Annotated in this window: 19 protein-coding genes; 6 read left to right on the forward strand and 13 right to left on the reverse strand. The window is 28.7% G+C overall.

Annotation, left to right across the window (positions count from 1 at the left end; genetic code table 11):
• Positions 1-3: 3 nt before the first annotated feature.
• Both CLOBL_RS04355 and hemA read right to left on the reverse strand, forming a co-directional pair.
• Entirely contained in the window at positions 4-687 is a 684-nt protein-coding gene (locus CLOBL_RS04355) for an NAD(P)-dependent oxidoreductase (RefSeq protein ID WP_077857897.1), read from the reverse strand.
• Positions 645-1,856, reverse strand: a complete 1,212-nt coding sequence (hemA, locus tag CLOBL_RS04360) for a glutamyl-tRNA reductase (RefSeq protein WP_077857898.1) — start codon at positions 1,854-1,856, stop codon at positions 645-647. Before hemA ends, CLOBL_RS04355 begins: the two co-directional genes overlap by 43 nt.
• Positions 1,857-2,373: 517 nt before the next feature.
• Here hemA and CLOBL_RS04365 point away from each other — a divergent pair.
• Both CLOBL_RS04365 and CLOBL_RS04370 read left to right on the forward strand, forming a co-directional pair.
• Positions 2,374-3,015 (forward strand): undecaprenyl diphosphate synthase family protein, encoded by a 642-nt coding sequence (locus CLOBL_RS04365; RefSeq protein ID WP_077857899.1) that lies wholly within the window; start codon positions 2,374-2,376, stop codon positions 3,013-3,015.
• Positions 3,016-3,198: 183 nt separating this feature from the next.
• Positions 3,199-3,471: a DUF1294 domain-containing protein gene (locus CLOBL_RS04370; RefSeq protein ID WP_009169522.1), complete on the forward strand. Its 273-nt coding sequence runs from the start codon at positions 3,199-3,201 to the stop codon at positions 3,469-3,471.
• Here CLOBL_RS04370 and metA read toward each other — a convergent pair.
• Positions 3,458-4,372, reverse strand: a complete 915-nt coding sequence (gene metA, locus CLOBL_RS04375; protein ID WP_077857900.1) for a homoserine O-succinyltransferase — start codon at positions 4,370-4,372, stop codon at positions 3,458-3,460. The genes CLOBL_RS04370 and metA overlap by 14 nt on opposite strands.
• Before the next feature lie 348 nt (positions 4,373-4,720).
• Here metA and CLOBL_RS04380 point away from each other — a divergent pair, with 348 nt between their 5' ends.
• Entirely contained in the window at positions 4,721-5,779 is a 1,059-nt protein-coding gene (locus tag CLOBL_RS04380; RefSeq protein WP_077857901.1) for a beta-propeller fold lactonase family protein, read from the forward strand.
• 199 nt (positions 5,780-5,978) lie between these two features.
• Complete coding sequence (gene ade, locus CLOBL_RS04385) at positions 5,979-7,748, forward strand: adenine deaminase (RefSeq protein ID WP_077857902.1); 1,770 nt, start codon at positions 5,979-5,981, stop codon at positions 7,746-7,748.
• 137 nt (positions 7,749-7,885) lie between these two features.
• On the opposite strand, the gene CLOBL_RS04390 is transcribed toward ade, so the two are convergent.
• Together CLOBL_RS04390 and yidA are read right to left on the reverse strand one after the other, a co-directional pair.
• Entirely contained in the window at positions 7,886-9,004 is a 1,119-nt protein-coding gene (locus CLOBL_RS04390; RefSeq protein WP_077857903.1) for an HD domain-containing phosphohydrolase, read from the reverse strand.
• 107 nt (positions 9,005-9,111) lie between these two features.
• The gene (gene yidA / locus CLOBL_RS04395) at positions 9,112-9,927 is read right to left on the reverse strand and encodes a sugar-phosphatase (RefSeq protein WP_077857904.1); all 816 of its coding nucleotides are present in this window, start codon (positions 9,925-9,927) and stop codon (positions 9,112-9,114) included.
• A 262-nt stretch (positions 9,928-10,189) separates the two neighbouring features.
• Here yidA and ytaF point away from each other — a divergent pair, with 262 nt between their 5' ends.
• On the forward strand, positions 10,190-10,816 hold the full coding sequence (gene ytaF / locus CLOBL_RS04400) for a sporulation membrane protein YtaF (RefSeq protein WP_009169516.1): 627 nt from the start codon (positions 10,190-10,192) through the stop codon (positions 10,814-10,816).
• A 408-nt stretch (positions 10,817-11,224) separates the two neighbouring features.
• Positions 11,225-12,283, forward strand: coding sequence for an HD domain-containing phosphohydrolase (locus CLOBL_RS04405; RefSeq protein ID WP_077857905.1), 1,059 nt, complete (start codon positions 11,225-11,227; stop codon positions 12,281-12,283).
• A gap of 106 nt (positions 12,284-12,389) precedes the next feature.
• On the opposite strand, the gene CLOBL_RS04410 is transcribed toward CLOBL_RS04405, so the two are convergent.
• The 8 genes from CLOBL_RS04410 to CLOBL_RS04445 form a co-directional block, all read right to left on the reverse strand.
• A complete protein-coding gene (locus CLOBL_RS04410) occupies positions 12,390-12,905 on the reverse strand; it encodes a hypothetical protein (RefSeq protein WP_077857906.1) in 516 nt (171 codons plus the stop codon).
• A gap of 16 nt (positions 12,906-12,921) precedes the next feature.
• Entirely contained in the window at positions 12,922-14,421 is a 1,500-nt protein-coding gene (locus tag CLOBL_RS04415; RefSeq protein WP_077857907.1) for a cobyric acid synthase, read from the reverse strand.
• Between the two features lie 105 nt (positions 14,422-14,526).
• The gene (cobD, locus tag CLOBL_RS04420) at positions 14,527-15,612 is read right to left on the reverse strand and encodes a threonine-phosphate decarboxylase CobD (protein WP_077857908.1); all 1,086 of its coding nucleotides are present in this window, start codon (positions 15,610-15,612) and stop codon (positions 14,527-14,529) included.
• Positions 15,613-15,663: 51 nt separating this feature from the next.
• The gene (gene cbiB / locus CLOBL_RS04425) at positions 15,664-16,608 is read right to left on the reverse strand and encodes an adenosylcobinamide-phosphate synthase CbiB (RefSeq protein ID WP_077857909.1); all 945 of its coding nucleotides are present in this window, start codon (positions 16,606-16,608) and stop codon (positions 15,664-15,666) included.
• A gap of 12 nt (positions 16,609-16,620) precedes the next feature.
• Complete coding sequence (locus CLOBL_RS04430) at positions 16,621-17,229, reverse strand: phosphoglycerate mutase family protein (RefSeq protein WP_077857910.1); 609 nt, start codon at positions 17,227-17,229, stop codon at positions 16,621-16,623.
• Positions 17,230-17,245: 16 nt separating this feature from the next.
• Positions 17,246-17,620, reverse strand: coding sequence for a bifunctional adenosylcobinamide kinase/adenosylcobinamide-phosphate guanylyltransferase (locus CLOBL_RS04435; protein ID WP_077857911.1), 375 nt, complete (start codon positions 17,618-17,620; stop codon positions 17,246-17,248).
• Between the two features lie 50 nt (positions 17,621-17,670).
• Positions 17,671-18,429 carry an adenosylcobinamide-GDP ribazoletransferase gene (locus CLOBL_RS04440; RefSeq protein ID WP_077857912.1) on the reverse strand — a complete coding sequence of 253 codons (759 nt, stop codon included), beginning with the start codon at positions 18,427-18,429 and terminating at the stop codon, positions 17,671-17,673.
• Positions 18,413-18,955, reverse strand: coding sequence for a bifunctional adenosylcobinamide kinase/adenosylcobinamide-phosphate guanylyltransferase (locus tag CLOBL_RS04445; RefSeq protein ID WP_077857913.1), 543 nt, complete (start codon positions 18,953-18,955; stop codon positions 18,413-18,415). Before CLOBL_RS04445 ends, CLOBL_RS04440 begins: the two co-directional genes overlap by 17 nt.
• Positions 18,956-18,962: the final 7 nt, after the last annotated feature.

Raw genomic sequence — 18,962 nt, forward strand, 5'->3', positions numbered from 1 at the left:
TTATCATTTAAAATCCAATAAGTACTCAGCAATTTCTTTTGAAAATTTAGTCCTAAGAGCACTTTCACTTTCTCCTTTATCAAATGAGTCTTTAAAATCTTCATCACCAATAAATTCAAGTATATCTTTTTTGTATTGTGGTACTTTTTTTGCTTTATCTCTAATTCTACCTGTAAATTCAATAAATTCATCATATTCTTCTAAAAAATTTTTCACTTTATTTGAAAGTAAAATTGTACCTTTTGGATTTCCCTGTTTTGTATTAAGTGCAAAAGTTATATTTTTAGTGTTCCTCTCAATTGGAACTGCTCCCATTCCGTCTTTAAAACATGTTGAATCTATATAAAGTTTATAATTATCGTCACAATATTTTTTAATTTTACTTCTTAATTCTTCATCATCCAGCGCAATTATTATAAGATGCTTATCTTCTAAAAATTTAAAATTAAAGCTATCAGTAATTAACTTTAGCCGTTCAGGTTCACATTCTGCTAATTTAATTATATTATTATCAAAAGTCCTCGATAGTATCTCAACATAGCATTTACTATTTACAAAATGTCTAGCTTTTATTTCACCGGCTTTTCCACCACCAATTATTCCAACCCTAAGCTTCTTAGATATTAATGCAATATATGAAAAATCTACTTCGTCATCATAAATATCTTTTCCATTATTTTTGTCCATTCTTCACCACGTCCCTTTAAAGTTTCTTCTTTAATAACTTCAATGGCTCTATTTATATAAAAATCTGATGTACTTTTAATTAGCTTATCAGCTAAGGCAATGTCTTTTTTTTCATTGCTCTTATGTGAAAAAGTTTCAATTCGCTTTTCACTCACCTCGTTACCTAAGTCTCTTAATTTTTTCATTGTAGGTGCAATGCTTCTAATTTTAAGCCAATCTTCATATTCTTTTATGTACTTGGTCATAATATATGTATGCTCTTCCATTCTTTCTTTTCTAAGCTTCTTATTCTTATCATCAATTCGACTTATGGTATCAATATTATAAACTTCAGTCCTATCTAATAGTGCAACTTCCTTTTCTATATCTCTAGGAACGGATAAATCATATATTATAAGTTTATTTCCCTCTTTTTTTACATCTTGTCTTCTAACAACTGGATGAGGTGCTGATGTACAACCAATTATACACTCTACTTCATCTATATAATTGTTTTTTTCTTCAAAATTTATTACTCTGACCCTTTCATCACATATTTCATCCTTTATTCTACTATTCCTAACTACCAAATAAATAACTTCAACATTATGAGAAAGGAGATATTTCATGATTAATTGTCCAACTTCCCCATATCCTAAAACCATAAACCTAGTACATTTATGATCGATTGCTTCATTTGCTACTATTGACGCTGAAGATACCGGAATTTCAAATAACTTAGCATCTCTTCTAAATTTCTTTCCACAAGTAATGGCTTCTTGAAATAATCTATGCAATTCTAAAGAGACACCTTTAATATTTAATGATTCTTCATAAGCATCTTTGACCTGCCCTAAAATCTGATCCTCACCTAATATTTTAGAATGAAATCCACAACAAACTTCAAACAGATGCCTATAAGCATCTTCATTTGCTTCTATGAATATATAGCTTTTATATTCATAATTCCAATCAAATATTTCAAAAATCTCTTTTAATAATTCTTCTTCATTTTTATCTGATGAAGCATTAAAATAAATTTCTGTTCTATTGCAAGTAGCCAAAATCACTACTTCTTGTAATTCTTTAAGCAGCTTTTCAACATATTCATTATGTTTCTTAGCTTTTATTATAAATTTTTCTCTAATTTCTAATGGAGTATTTTTCTTAATACCTATTAAGCCTATCATCCATTATCACCTCACATGTCTTTTCAATTAATATGCTAATTTCCTTATTTCCTTTATAAACTCTCAGCTTACAAGAATAAGCATAAATTAGGTTTCCAAAGTAAACTTAATTTATTATAGTATATCTTTAGATAAATGCAAAATTTTGAGTCTATAAACCCTGAGTAAGTTCGAGCAGCCAAATACAAGATTTGGGCTCTTAGAGGAAACTCGACTCACATTCGCTCCCTGAGTAAGTTCGAGCAGCCAAATACAAGATTTGGGCTCTCACTTAAGTTTATCAAATAAGTCGCACTTTTTCCAACAAATAAATTTTATAGTATGATAATATTTACTTATAAAGCGTATTAATTACATAGCAGATATCCAATATAAGAAGTAGATTTATAACTTAGAATTCAAATATAGACATTCAATCACCATATATAGCTTATTCGCATTTTCAAGAATGTATTTTTTTAAAATTACTTGGTTATACTCTTAATGTCAATACTAATACAAGAGGTGAAATAAAATTATGCGAATTCCAAAACATATCGGCATTATTCCTGATGGTAATAGGCGTTGGGCTTTATCTAATTCATTAAATAAAGAAAACGGCTACGATCACGGAATAAATCCTGGACTTGAAGTATTTAAACTATGTCAAAAAGAAAATATTGAAGAAGTAACCTTCTATGGATTTACAATAGATAATACTAAACGTCCTAGGGAACAAAAAGCAGCCTTTACAAAAGCCTGTATTGACTCAGTTATGCTTTTAACAAAAGAAAACTGTGAAATTTTAGTACTTGGAAACACTGAATCCAGCTGCTTCCCAAAAGAATTATTACCATTTACTGAAAGAAAAAAATTCGGATTAGGTGGAATAAGAGCAAATTTTCTAATAAACTATGGTTGGGAATGGGATCTAAATTTATTAAAAAACAGTGATACATCCAAAAAGCACATTCATCCATATCTAAGGTCTAAAGATATTTCAAGGGTAGATCTTGTAATAAGATGGGGTGGTCGAAGAAGACTTAGCGGTTTATTACCGGTTCAGTGCGTATATTCAGACTTTTACATTTTGGATAATTATTGGCCTGATTTTAAAGACGAAGATTTTTATAACGCCTTAGCTTGGTATAATGAGCAAGATGTAACTTTAGGCGGCTAAAATCAGTTCCGAATAATATCATCATTTAAATACATATGACAATAAATAAAATTATAATCATTGCTATTATTTCAAATATAAATTTCATGGACTTTAACATATTTATGTTCTAAAATAAATTAGGCACATCAAAATGAATAATGTGCCCTATTATCATAAATAATTTATATTGGAGTGAAATTTATGCTAAAGACCGTTTTGATATATTTATTACTAATTAATTTTATTGGATTTATTATCATGCTTATAGATAAGCAAAGAGCTATTCATAAAGAATGGAGAATACCTGAAAAAACTCTTATTTTACTTTCAATTTTTGGAGGTTCAATAGGGATGCTTGCTGGTATGTCTACATTTAGGCATAAAACAAAGCATAAGAAGTTTACAATTGGAGTCCCATTTATACTTCTTATGCAGATTTGCTTAATAATGATATTGTATTTTAAAGCTTATTAAGATCAAAAGGTGTATTTTGATATACACAATAATTGAGCCAGTTTCCAAAAACTATACTTGCAGGGCCTCTCCATATATATTGAGGTCTTTCATTTACATCATCATTTTTGAAATAGTTTTTAGGTATTGCTATCTCTTCGCCTTTTTCCTTATCTCTTATATATTCATCTTTTAATGTGTCTCTATCATATTCCATATGACCTGTAACAAAAATTTTTCTTCTATCTTTGGTTGCTACAATAAACACTCCAGCTTCTTCAGATTCAGATAAAATCTCAAGCTCTGGAACCTTTTCTATATCTTCACGTCTTACTTCAGTATGTCTGGAATGTGGCGCATAAAATATATCATCTAATCCTCTTGTAAGATCAGCTTTCTCATCATTTACCCAATGGGAAAATACTCCAAACATTTTTTCTTTCAAATCATATTTAGGTATATCATAATGATAATACAATCCTGCTTGTGATGCCCAGCATATATAGAAAGTGGAAAATACGTTAGTCTTACTCCAGTCCATTATTTCAGTAAGCTCATCCCAATATGTGACTTCTTCAAATTCCATTCTTTCAACTGGAGCTCCTGTAATTATAAGCCCATCAAATTTTTCATTTTTTATATCCTCAAAATAACAATAGAATTTATTTAAGTGCTCCGATGATGTATTATGAGAAATATATGTTTTAGTTTGAATAAGTGTTATTTCTACTTGTAGCGGCGTATTAGATAAATATCTGAGCAGTTGATTTTCAGCCACCACCTTTTTAGGCATTAGATTAAGAATCGCTATTTTTAGTGGTCTTATATCTTGTGTATTAGCTCTCTCATTATTCATTACAAATATATTTTCATTTGATAAAACCTGAAATGCAGGTAATTCTATAGGAATTTTTATTGGCATTCCTATGCTCCCCCCTTTATTGTAGTACTTCTTATTGCTATATTTCTTATTAAAATTTTTTTTCAATCTTATTATTTATAGTTATTATTATATCAAAATTCTATGCCTTAGCAATATCTTAGCTTAATATATATGTTGCAATAATAAAATCACACTTGGGCATTCTATCGGCTAAGTAAATATCTAGATGTAAAATATATAGAACCAATTGCAGCATATATGTAATAATTTTAATTAATTTTAGTAGTTAAATTCTCATATAATTTATTATTAGAGGTAAATTCAAGAAAAAATTTTCTATAATTTATGCTATACTAATAAATATATTAATACTAGGGGGCATACGTAATGATATCAACAAAAGACACTACAATTGGATTCATTGGAACTTATACAAAAAATAAAAGTAAAGGAATTTATAGAATTAAGTTCAATACTAGCAATGGGCATATTGAAGAAAGCAATCTAGCTTACGAAATCGAGAATCCTACATATTTGTGTATTGATAAAGAAAGACATATACTTTATTCTACTTGTAAAATTGATGAAAAATCTGGGGTATCCTCATTTAAATATTGGAATGAAAAAAGCAAGCTTAATTTAATTAATTATAATCTCTCTGAGGAAAAACAACCTTGTCATGTCAGTCTAAGTGATACTAACAATATATTAATTTCATCAAACTACCATGAAAATAAGATGCTTGTCTACAATACCTTGGATGGTTTTATTTTAAACCCTCCTTTGACTGGAAGCCATTCTGGCCATAGCCTACATACCGAAAGACAAGAGAAACCGCATATTCATTGTTCAATGTTCACAGATGATCAAAAATATATTGTATCAATTGATTTAGGAATTGATAAGATGATAATTTATACTTTAGAAAACGGGAAACTTCTAAAAAAAGATGATATCAGTCATTCTTTTCCTGCTGGAACAGGCCCTAGACATATTACTTATTCAAAACTAAAGCCATTTTATTACGTTTTAAGTGAATTAACTTCAGAAATTTTTGTTTTAAAATATAATTCTGAAGCAGAAATTCCTTTCGAAAATATCCAAACTCTAAGTAGTTTACCTAAAAATTATAATGATAAAAAATCTGGTGCTGCCATTCGTATACATAAAAACAATAGATTCTTATATACTTCAGATCGAGGAAGTAATACTTTAAGTTTATTTATTATAAATCAGGAAAATGGAAAACTGACATTTGTAGATGCTTGTTCTTCCGAAGGAAATTCACCCAGGGATTTTCAAATTGATCCAACAGGAAATTTCCTGCTTTGTGCAAACGAAAACTCTGATAATATATCTATATTCTCTATTGATCAAACAACCGGCAGCCTAACCTATATTAAATCTGAAAATATTCCTACACCTACTTGTATAGAATTCGCATAGTATTATATTAACAAGGTTACATTACTTATGTAGCCTTGTTCTATATAAATAATATGCTATTCTAAAATAGATATTTATCTTTAAGCAAACCTTTTCTATTTTTGTCAATATTAATTTATTTAAATAATGATAAGTAAATATATCTTAAAGAGAGATTATACATATAATAATTTCAACTTTAGAAAAGGAGGATCTTATTTTGAAAAGAGAAAATCTAATTAATCATATTAAGGCTTCAAATAAAAATATTAAATGTGATTTAACAATAAAAAATGTTACTATAATCGATGTTTTTGATAAAGATTTGTTTATAGATAGCATTGGAATTAAAGATGGTTATATTGTTGGTATTGGAGAATATGATGCATGTAAAATTGTAGATGGTACTAATAAATATATCTGCCCTGGACTTATTGATGCTCACTGTCATATTGAATCAAGCCTTGTAACTCCTGAAGAATATTCTAAATTAGCTTTACTAAATGGAATAACTTCTGTTATTGCTGATCCACATGAAATATCAAATGTATTAGGTACTGATGGAATAAATTTTATGCTTGATTCTTCAAAAAACATTCCTTTTGATATATATTTTATGCTACCTTCTTGCGTTCCTGGTACCAGTTTTGAAAATTCCGGTGCAATTTTGTTAGCCAAAGACCTAATAAGTTATTATAAAAACAATAAAGTTTTAGGTTTAGCTGAAATTATGGATTATCCTGCAATAGTAAATTGTGAAAAAAATATGATAGATAAAATTTACGATGCTATAAATAATAATAAAGTCATTGATGGTCACTGTGCAGGTTTTTCCCCTATGATGGCTAATACCTATAGAAGTGCTCAAATTTTAACAGATCATGAATGCACTAATGCTGAAGAAGCAATTGAAAAAGTTAAACGAGGAATGTACATTTTAATGAGAGAGGGTACTGTAGCTAAAAACTTAAAGGAGTTATTGCCTGCTGTTAATGAACGTAATAGCGATAGATTCTGTTTTTGTACTGATGATAAACATATTGATGATATTGCCAATAATGGATCAATTAATAGTTCAATAGTTTATGCAATAAAAAATGGTTTAAGACCTCCAACTGCAATTCAAATGGCTACCATTAATCCAGCCAATATATACAAGCTAACTAATAAAGGGGCAATAGCACCAGGATATATAGCTGATTTTATTCTACTTAGTAACTTAGAGCAATTTAAAATCTCTCAAGTTTACAAAGAAGGTAAGCTTGTTGTTGATGATAATAAACTAATGGATTATGATAATGACTCAAATAGATATTTTTATAAAAATATCTATACCAGTAATTCTGTAAACCTTCCAAATATAAATACAGATAATTTTAGAATTGATATAGAAAATAAATCTTCTAACTTATTAAATGTAATCAAAATAATTCCAAACAAGCTTGAAAGCATACATTTAAAACTTAACATTTCGAATATTGACTCAATAAAAAGTAATAATTCTAAATATTTCACCTCATCTTTAAAAGATGATTTAATAAAAATTTCAGTCATAGAAAGACATAAGGCTTCTGGAAATATAGGCCTTGGAATATTGAATGGTTTAGGACTTAAAGAAGGAGCAATTGGAACCACCATTGCCCATGATTCCCATAACTTAATAATTGCTGGAGTAAATGATAATGACATGTTATTTGCAGCTAAAGAGTTAGAGAAAATGCAAGGTGGAATTATAGTTGTCAAAAATCAAACTATTCTAGCACAAATAAAACTTGAAATTGGCGGCCTTATGACAAGTAGAAAATATACTGAAATTCAAACAAATTTGGATAATCTTCATTCGGCAATTAAAATAATAGCTCCCGACATTACTTTTAATCCATTTTTGACTTTATCATTCTTATCATTACCTGTAATACCTGAATTAAAAATTACAGATAAAGGACTATTTGATGTTATTAATTTTAAGTTCATAGATATTTGTGAATAATAAGTGTACGAATAAAGCCTTCTTTTAATCTATTAATAAAAAACAATAGAAATTAAGTAAAAATAAAATCTCCTTTTAAAAGTTCGAAAATATAAAAACTTAGAATCTCGAGCTTTTAAAGGAGATTTATAATGTAATCACTCTAACTGATGTTTTACTCTAGTAATTACAATTGAAATTTCTTTAATCAATTCAGTTTTATCATCAATTCTGCTTACTCTAGGGCTTTCAATTATTCTTACTGTTGGCCTTAAGGGAAAGCCTGGCTTTGTTTCCTCAACTATAGCTGTTTCACCTGTGCTTAGCTCTACTATTGTTCCTTTTGGATATGGGATAACTATTTTGCAAAAAACATTGACAATATCATGGTCAAACATTGTTCCGGCATTAGACATCAAATATTCTAAAACATCACTTGGAAACATTGCCCTCTTTCCTGGCAAATCTGTTGATAAATTATCATAAGCATTTGCAATACTTACAATATTACTTAAATCAACGATATTTTCTTTGCTTAAACCATCTGGGTAACCTTTACCATCAATTCTTTCATGATGCTGCAAAACCACTATCTTGCTTAAACTATTTATGTTATATGTGTTTGATAGATATTTATATCCAAGCCTTGGGTGGTTCTTTACTAGTTCTTCCTCTTCTTCAGTCAGTTCACAGTGAATATTCTGTTTCCACAAAATCTCTTTTGGTAACATTGATTTTCCAATATCATGAATCAAAGCTCCTATGCAAAGTGCCTCTAACTTCTTCTTTGGAAATTGAAATGCAATTCCTATTGTAAGTGAAATTACAGCAACATTTACTGAGTGCGAATACGTATAATTATTCATACTTCTTATATCCACTAGTGCAAGTAATACGTCTTTGCGTTTCAATATATCTTCAACTATGCTGACTGCCATTTTTCCTATATTATAAAAATAACTTTGCTCCTGCCACGTATAATCGCTCTCTTTATTTCTTAATGCATCACCGCTATTAAGCCTTCCTATATTTGAGAAAGCCTCTTTTATAGTCATAATTGTCTTCTGCCTTATTTCCGGCTTAATGATATCTTCAATTTCTTCATTGCTATATTTATCAACTATATATATAGATAAAATATTTATCTCTTTTATCTTTGCAATTGTATTTTCTCTTAAAACAATTCCAGCTCTAAGTAAAACTCTTCCCTCAACATCATATAATGTTTTGCCTAGCACTGTATTAGGTTTTACGCTTTCAATCGGGACTAATCTCACATTTTTCCTCTCCCTTAAATTGTTACAACTTATCTATTTTTTTATAACTTTGAATCATTGTGCATTGTACATACTTTTTCTTTAGTCTATTTAATTATAATACTTTCTTATACAGATTCATTTAAAATAAATTTTTCTATTACATTTGCAATACCATCTTCGTCATTTGATGTAGTAATAAAATTTGCTACCTCCTTAACTTCTTTGGTTGCATTCTCCATAGCAACTCCAAGCCCAGCATATTTTACCATTGATAAATCATTTCCTGCATCTCCACAGGCTATAATTTCTTCCTTCTTTATTCCAAGATACTCGCCAAGTTTCTTAAGCCCAAGTCCTTTATCTACTTCTTTATTGGTAAACTCTAAGAAAAATGGTGCACTTTTAAATACACTGTACTTCTCATAAAGTTCAGCTGGTAATTTTTTTATAGCTGGATCTAATATTTCTTGTGGGTCTATCATCATAACTTTTATAATATCTTCTTCATCATCAATTTCATTAAAATCTCTTATATTAATTTCAATTCCATTTATATCTGCCTCATGTTCTGTATATTGACTGATTTTAGGTGTGATCAATCCATCTTTTGCAGAAAAAGCATGAATATTAATATTAAGTTCTTTACTAATCTTATATATATTCTTTAGATCCTTTCCTTTTAATGGAAGTTCAGATACAACTTTCTGAGTCTTCGTATTTTGAACTAATCCTCCATTAAAGCTAAGTACATAATCGTCATCTTTTAATAAATCAAGCTCATTTAAATATTTAGTTATTCCAATTAGAGGTCTCCCTGATGCTAATACTATCTTTACTCCCTTTGCCTCCGCTTCCTTTATGGCTGCTTTGTTTTTTTCTGAAACTCTCTTATCTGTTGTAAGTAGTGTTCCATCCATATCTAGTGCAATTAGTTTGTACATATTTTTCCCCCATTTGTTAGTTATTTATTTTATTCTTTAAGTTAATTACAACAAATCTCTGTATAAATTATAACATGAAATTCATCTTCTTAAATATTAACTTTAATATATTATCATTAATTTGATTTACTAAACTGATTAATTGGCTTTATAACTGTTTCAACGTGTATAATTCACTTGTTATATCCATACTAATTTTGTAACTAATAATATCTTTTTTTCATATCATGAATTGTATCTAACACTTTATGAGGTAATATTTATGCTCGAATCTCTATTATTAGTATCCTCTTTATGTATAGATTCTTTTGTTGCAAGCATTGCTTATGGTACATCAAAAATTCGTATTCCTCCTCTATGTATACTAATAATTAACTTAGTCTGTACCCTTACTCTTGCTTGTTCCTTATTTATTGGATCTATATTTAAAAACCTTCTTCCAGGTAATATTCCAATGCTTTTAGGTTTCTTCCTTTTAATGCTGCTTGGGATATATAGATTATTTGAATATATTTTTAAAGCATATATTTTTAAATGTTCAAAATCTGACAGGCCTCTCACTTTTAAACTTTTTGATTTTCAATTTGTTTTACAGGTATATGCAGATGAAATTAAGGCTGATTTTGATAACTCTAAATGTTTAAATGTTAAGGAATCTTTTTATTTAGCCTTAGCTTTATCTCTAGATAGTCTTACCGTAGGAATTGGTTCAAGCTTATGCAATATCAATTACATTCAAGTTCTTATTTTATGCTTTATCATGGGAACTCTTTTAGTATCCATCGGCGTTTTTCTCGGAAGAAGATTCGCACAAAAAATTCATTTCGAATTATCCTGGTTGTCCGGAGTACTACTCATCTTATTAGCAATACTTAGAGTTTTAAAGTAACTTAATTTATAAAAACTTCATTTGTCTCATAATGAGCTTAATACCACTTGTAGTATTAAATACTCTAAAATATTAAATCGATGATTTCTTTATATTAAAGAAATCATCGATTTAATTGCATTAAATTACATTATCTTTTACTTAATACCATTTTTCTGCTAAAATATTACTAGGGTATTGTAAAAATTTTTTATAAAGAATAAATAACATAATTCATAAACTAAATTTAAGATATTATATTAGGGATGTAATCGGTATACCTTATTTAAAATCGTAAACTTACTTTTACTTTCTATGTATACCAATGCATAATTATACAGCAAAATATTTTCAATAATAACTAGATTGCTATATAAACAAAAAATGTATTTATTGAAGTTATATTGCTAAAAATGAGGGGGATAATATATGGATCATATCATAATTGTAGATGATAATGTACTAAATTTGAAGTTTGCAGAGCAAGCTTTGAAACCATATTATAAAATTACTTTGCTTACTTCTGCTACTCAAACAATGAATTTTTTATCAAAATTTACTCCAGATTTAATATTGCTTGACATTAATATGCCTAATATTAATGGATATGAACTATTTAGCACAATAAAATCGATTGATAGATTAAAGAAAATACCTATAATATTTTTAACAGCTTTAAATGATATCGAAAGTGAGCTAAAATGTCTTAGACTTGGTGCTTTAGATTTTATTAGCAAACCTTTTGTTCCTGAATTAATGCTAAGCAGAATTAGACTTCATTTGGAACTTACAGCTTATAGAAAAAATCTTGAAGTTCTTGCTGCCGAAAAAACAAAAACCATAGAAAAACTTCAAGATAGTATGGTTGTAGGTCTAGCAGAATTAGTTGAATGTAGAGATGGTGAAACAGGTGGTCATATTAAAAGAACTGCTAAGTATCTTGAAATTTTAGTAAATGCCATGCTTAAAGCCGGACTTTATACGGATATTCTGACAGAAGAGTATATTCATAATATCATCCGTTCCGCTCCACTTCATGATATTGGGAAAATAGGAATTTCTGATAGCATTCTTTTAAAGCAAGGTGACTTTGATAAAAATGAACGTGATTATATGAAACAACATACAACATTAGGTGGTATGGCACTTCAGAAAGTTATTGATGCAACGTATGGTGAGAATTTTTTATATGTAGCAAGAGATATGGCCCTTTGCCATCATGAAAAGTGGGATGGAACCGGCTATCCATCTGGTATTTCTGGTTACTCCATCCCTCTATGTGCTCGAATTATGGCTGTTGCTGACGTCTATGATGCTCTAACCTCAAAACGGCCTTATAAGAAACCTTTTCCGCACTCAAAAGCAGTAGATATAATTATAAATTCTTCAGGAACTCACTTTGAGCCCTGCATTGTAGAGGTATTTGAATCCGTAAGTAATTCATTTAATAACATCTCACAATTATATAATCAAAAATTAGAGGTATAGATACAAAAAAAGATTTAGTTCTAAAATATTTCTTGAACTAAATCCTCATAACATAACACTTGGTATTTCTTTTATTCCTTTACATACAAAATACAATTTAATAGATTTATAAATTCATAAATCTATTAAATTGTTTATCTAACTCTTCAAGGTCTGATTCTAAAAATTTATGGAAGGTTTCTTTTTCTAATTTAAATAAAAATAGCGGAGAGTTTAAATAATTTAAATACTTTTCTGTCAATTCCATTATTTCTTCATCTGGAACTTTATAAACTTCTCTTAAAATATCTAAAAATGATCCGCCTCCAAAATTTTTCAATCTTCTCTCTGCAGTATATAACACACCTTGTACTTTATCTCCACCAAATACTTCTACTTGTTCTTGTATTGATCCATATCCTTTTTTTAACATATCAATATATTCATTTATAATCGCTTCTTTAGAATTTCCTATATTTTTTCTTGAAATTATATTCCTTAGTACTTCATATGCTCTATCTTCTGATATCCAAAAAGCTTGTTCTAATACATCAGTCATCTTATAAAAAGTTTTTCCTTTAACATTTTCTCTTGCTCGCTCTTCTATATACTTTAATAATCTTTCTTCTGTAACTGTTAGCATACCTTTCCTCCAAATCCTATATATTCATTATGCCTCTTAATTTATATATATCGATATTTTCTTCAAATACCTTAGCTAATTTATCATATTCGCTATCCTTATATTCATTTATCTTTTGAATGATTACTTCCTCTGAAAATTTTATGCTGCTCTTATCTCTTAACGATTTTACAAACGAAGTCATAAATTTTTCCGAATCAAATATCCCATGAAGATAAGTTCCTGCAACCATCTTTTCTTTATCACATACTCCTACGATAGTTCCATCCAAATCAGTTATAAATGGCATCACTTTTTTTCCAACCTTGCTTATTCCATTGTGGGTTTCATAACCTTTTATTATAATACCTTCTATAGATTTTATTAAATTAAGATCACATAAAATTTTTCCCTGAGTCTGCTTTGTAATTTTCGCCTCATTAAATCTTGTCTTTATGTCCAAAAAACCAAAGCCATCTTCCTGGCAAATATTTCCTTCAACTCCCAACTTATCAAGAATTAAAGTTCCAAGCATTTGATACCCCTCACATATACCAAATATAGGAGTTCCATTTTCTTTAGCTTCTTTTATCTTATCAAAGAGCTTATTTTCCTTTATATTTCTTAAATCTTCAATTGTATTTTGGGTTCCAGGTATTATTATTAAATTCGGATTCTTTAGCTCGTTTGGTTTAGTTATATATCTAACTGTTACTCCTGGCATTCCCTCTAAAACATTAAAATCTGTGAAATTTGACATATGTGAAAGTTTAACGATAGCTATATCTACAATTCCTTCTTCTTGGTTATTTCCTATTTTCTCAATTCCACTATCTTCATCTTCAATATCGAACTTTTCATAGGGCATAACTCCAAGTACAGGAATATTTATAATTTCTTCAAGCTGTTTTATTGCAGGTTTAAATAACTTCATGTCTCCTCTAAACTTATTTATTATTACACCTTGAATCCTTTTTCTTTCTGATTCAGATAATAATTGAATAGTTCCAACAATTGAAGCAAAAACTCCACCCCTATCAATATCTGAGACTAAAATTACTGGTGCATCTGCTATTTCAGCCATGGACATATTTGAAACATCACCATCTTTTAGATTTATTTCAGCACAACTTCCAGAACCTTCTAACACAATTATATCATAGTCTTCACTTAATTTCTCATAAGATTCTTTAACTTGCATTTTTAAAGTCTCAGTAAGTTCTTTATATTTATATGGATCAATTCTACAAAAGACCTTTCCTTTTACAATTACTTGTGTATAATCTCCACTAGGTTTTAATAATATTGGATTCATTAAAGCATTTGGTTCAACTTTACAAGCTTCTGCTTGTACTATTTGTGATTTTCCCATTTCCAATCCATCTTTTGTAACATAGGAATTCAATGAAATATTTAAAGCCTTAAAAGGAGCTACTTTTACACCTAAATTTTTCAAATATCTACATAGGGCTGTTACTAAAGTACTTTTCCCAACAGAAGACGCTGTACCTAAAAACATTATACTTTTTTTATCCATTTATTTACTCCCCTCAAACTTAGGCACCTAAAAATGAACTTTCATCCATTTATTATATGCAATACAGGTCATTTTTTTATGCTGAGTTTTAATATATATCTTATATTACTCTCTTTTTCCATTTCCTTCAAATATTTTCTTTAGATTCTTTATTAATATAAGATTTTCTTCATGGTTTCTTACCGCAACTCTATAATAACTATCATTTAAACCATTATAATTGCTACAACTTCTAATTAAAATATTCTTTTTTAAAAGTTCAATCTTTAAATCAACTTCAATAAGTGTTTTAAGGAGAATAAAATTTACACTTGGTTCATATACCTTTAATTCATTAATCTGTTTTAGTTCTTTATATAAATATTCTCTTTCACTTATTAAGCATTTTCTGGATTGGCTTATATATTTTTTATCATTAAGCCCTGCTTTTACAGCTACTTCAGCTAAAACATTTATATTCCAGGCCGGAGTTATCTTCTCTAACTCTTCTTTTAAAATATAGCTTTTACATAGTCCATAACCAATTCTTAGGCCTGGAAGAGCAAAGAATTTTGTTAATGACTTTATTATAACTAAATTATAATATTCATTTATGTATGACGCCATCGATAAATCTTCTTCTATAAAATCTAAAAAAGATTCATCTATTATAACAATAACATTATTTTGTTTTGCTTTAAATAGAATTTTTATTAATAAGTCTTTTGAGGTTATAACTCCTGTTGGATTATTTGGATTGCATATAAATATTAGATCTAATTTGCTATTTATATAATCTAAAATATCATCCTGTATATGAAAATCATTTTTTTCCATTAATCTATAATAAATAATCTCGCCATTTACAGCCCTTATAGCTTCTTCATATTCCGAAAAAGTAGGTGCCAAGACAAGTGCATTTTTAGGCTTAATTCCTCTAACCACATTAAATAATACTTCTGCCGCACCATTTCCTAATATTATATTCTCTGCATTTACATTTTCAAATTTACTAATTGCAGCCTTTAGTTCAAAGTAAGTTATATCAGGATATTTTTCAATTTGATTCAGATTCTCTATAATTTCTTTTCTTATACTATCCGCCATTCCCAAAGGATTTATATTCGCTGAAAAATCAATTATTTTATCATATTCCAGCTTATTTTTTCTACTTATTTCTTTTGCATTTCCTCCATGCCCAAAGCTTGCCATAACAGTTCCCCCATCATAAATTATACATTGCTAATTTTACTTATTTACAACTTAATATAGTTTTATTGTCACTCTAACTAACAATATAAGAACAAAACATATAAAAGAAGATAAATATAATACTTTAGATGTTTTACTCACATGATCAATATTTATTTCCTTAATTTTGTCTCCTATTGTAGGCTTTTCTACAAGTTTTCCAAAGTAGTAATTAGCTCCTCCAAGCTGAACTCCTAAAGCTCCTGCCATTGCTGCCTCCGGATGTGCACTATTTGGACTTGTGTGATTATACCTATCTCTTTTAAAGATCCTATAGCTATTTTTATAATCATATCTTAATATTGCAGCTGATATCACAATTAATATTCCTGTTATTCTAGCCGGAATATAATTAAAAATATCATCTAATTTTGCTGGAAAGTATCCAAATTCCATATATTCATCATTCTTATAACCAAACATTGAATCCATAGTGTTTACTGCTTTATAGGCAAAAGCTAAAGGTGCTCCAAAGATTCCTGCATAAAATAAAGGTGCTATTACTCCATCTGCCATATTTTCTGCTATAGTTTCTACAACTGCTCTTATTATACCTTCTTTATCCAAACTTCCAGTATCGCGTCCAACAATAAAGGAAAGTTGCTTTCGTGCACCAACTATATCGTCTTTTAATAAAAATTTAATGACTTTATATCCTTCAACCACTAAAGCCTTTGAGGATATGCAAAAATATATTAAAATCCCTTCTACTATAATTCCAAAATAAATATTAATTTTTTTAGAGATAACACTAATTCCCAAAGTAACTGCAAATGTAATTGCAATTGTTAAAATCCAGGTTATAAGACCAGCAAGTTTTAATTGCTTTTTAAAAATTTTTCTAAATATCATCTCTAATCTTTTAGTAAGATACCCAATTCCCCTTACAGGGTGAAGTGGATTATTAGGGTCTCCAATTATTAAATCTAGCAAAAACCCTATTGAAAGTTCAATCATATATGCCTCCTTTTAAATATGCCTAACCTCATCTATTGTAAATCTTTCATTATCATCATCCATATAAATGATCATCTTATATCCTTCACCATTCTTAGGCTGCCATTCGTAAAATTTCTTATTATCATCATACAGCATTTCTAGTATCATTCCTATACTTCCGCCATGAATCACCCCTAGTGCTGAATGCATCTCCTCTTTAGCTAAATATTTTACAAGGCTTATAAATGCTTCTTTTATTCTTTTTTTAAACTCTCCCCTGCTTTCTCCATTTGGACATTTAATAATTTCTTCCTCATCCTCTATCCAGCTTGTATATTCTTTTAGTAATTTCAACTCTTCATATCCTTTTAACTCAAAATCTCCAAAATTATATTCAAAAAAGTGTTCTAATATATTATATTTTTTTTCAGGACAAATAATCTCTAGAGTTTGATTTGCCCTTTTAGCTCCACTTGTAAAGTAAAAGTCACACTCTGGATATCTAACGTTTTTTAAAATTTCCTTTAAATCATTAATACCATTTTCACTTAGATCAACATCACTTTTTCCACAATATAATTGTTTTTCATTACAATAAGTTTTTCCATGTCTAATTAAATATAATTCTATTTTTTTCATATATCATCCTTACCAATTACTTAATTTTTTCTTCAATTCCAAAAAATATTCTGTATACTTCCGAAGAATTTTTACTTAAAACCTGTAATATACGTCCTGTTGCTTCTCTCCATTCTCTATCTAACTTTTCCATTGGAACAATCCCTGAATTTATTTCATCGCAGATTATTATCTTGCCCTGTAATAACTCCATATTATTCTTTAGCTGTTCCAAAGGATCTAGCTTCTTTAAAATACATGCTCTTGTAAGCATATGCAGGCCACATATGACTTTTTTTTCAAATTCTAAATTCTCATCTTCGCAAAAAAATATTTCTTCATTACTTATGTCATATTTCTCTTTCACAAATTCAAGCTTCCCATTATAGGCTCCGCCAAAGACTAAGATCATTATTTGCCACCTCAAAACTCAACATATATATAATCTATTACTATATATATCTATAATATTATTGCTAAAGCCAGTATTCCTGTAACTTCTCCTATAACGAGGGCAAACCCCGCAACATCACCTGATATTCCTCCAAATTCTTTTTTGCATTTTTCAACTGCCCATGTAACTCCAAGGATTATTAATAATTCTAATATAATTCCCTCATATTTCAAGAAAGCAAATGCTGCTACAAGCATCACTAACAATGCTATAACCATAATAATTCTATCTGTAATATTAGTTCCTTTTTTAAAATATGTTCCTAGGGTACTTTCTTTTATGGTAGTTCTGCTTAATAAAAAATACGCTGTAGTAGACCTGCTTACTATTGGAATCAAGATTAGTATATAAAAATGAATGTTTTTCTCTACAATAGAATATATGCCGCCAAATTGCAGAAAAAATAAAATCAATAAAGATATTACCGCAAAAGCACCAATCTTTGAATCCTTCAATATTCTAAGTTTTTCTTCTTTATCTCTCCTTGACAAAATTGCATCACAAACATCCATAAAACCATCTAAATGCAGCATTCCTGTTATTACAAATGGTACTATCATGATTACTGCACTTTTTAATACTAATGAAACCTTCAGAATATTAATTAAATAATATACAACACTCCATATTCCTCCAACAATTGCTCCAATTATGGGATAAAACTTCATCATATTTTTAACTCCCTCGTCATCCCATTCAACATATGGTGTTGGAAGTACAGTAAACATACTTAATGCCATAATGAATCCTTTATAAAGTTTTTTCATTGATTTTCTCCCTATGATATTTAATATTTCCAAAGCTGCATTCTATGACATTATCACAAATCTTTACTAACTCTCTATTTATTATAGCTAGTTCTTTTTTAAATCCTTCAGTTATCTCATCATATTTTATTGCATCATTAAAAATGTAGTCGCTTATGATAATAGTATTTTTGCTTCCTGCTATTATTTTCTTTAAACCTTTTAATATATTAACTGACACATTCATTATTATTTCATTTTCAAAAAACATTTCATTTGTTAAAAGAGATGTAATACTGTCAATTAGTACCGTATCCTTAGAATCAATATTGTCTATTATTTCATGCAGATCTCTTTCTTTTTCCAGTGTCATAAAATTTAAGCCTTTTCTATTTTCTATATGTGCATTTATTCTTTTCTCATCTTCTTTATCATAAGGCTTCATGGTAGCAACATATACTACCTTATCCTTATTTAAACTTAGAGCTATCCTTTCTCCAAATTCTGACTTGCCGCTTTTCGATCCACCAATTATTAAATAATTCATACTCCTA

The sequence above is a fragment of the Clostridium sp. BL-8 genome (assembly GCF_002006495.1).
Classification (GTDB): Bacteria; Bacillota; Clostridia; order Clostridiales; family Clostridiaceae; genus Clostridium.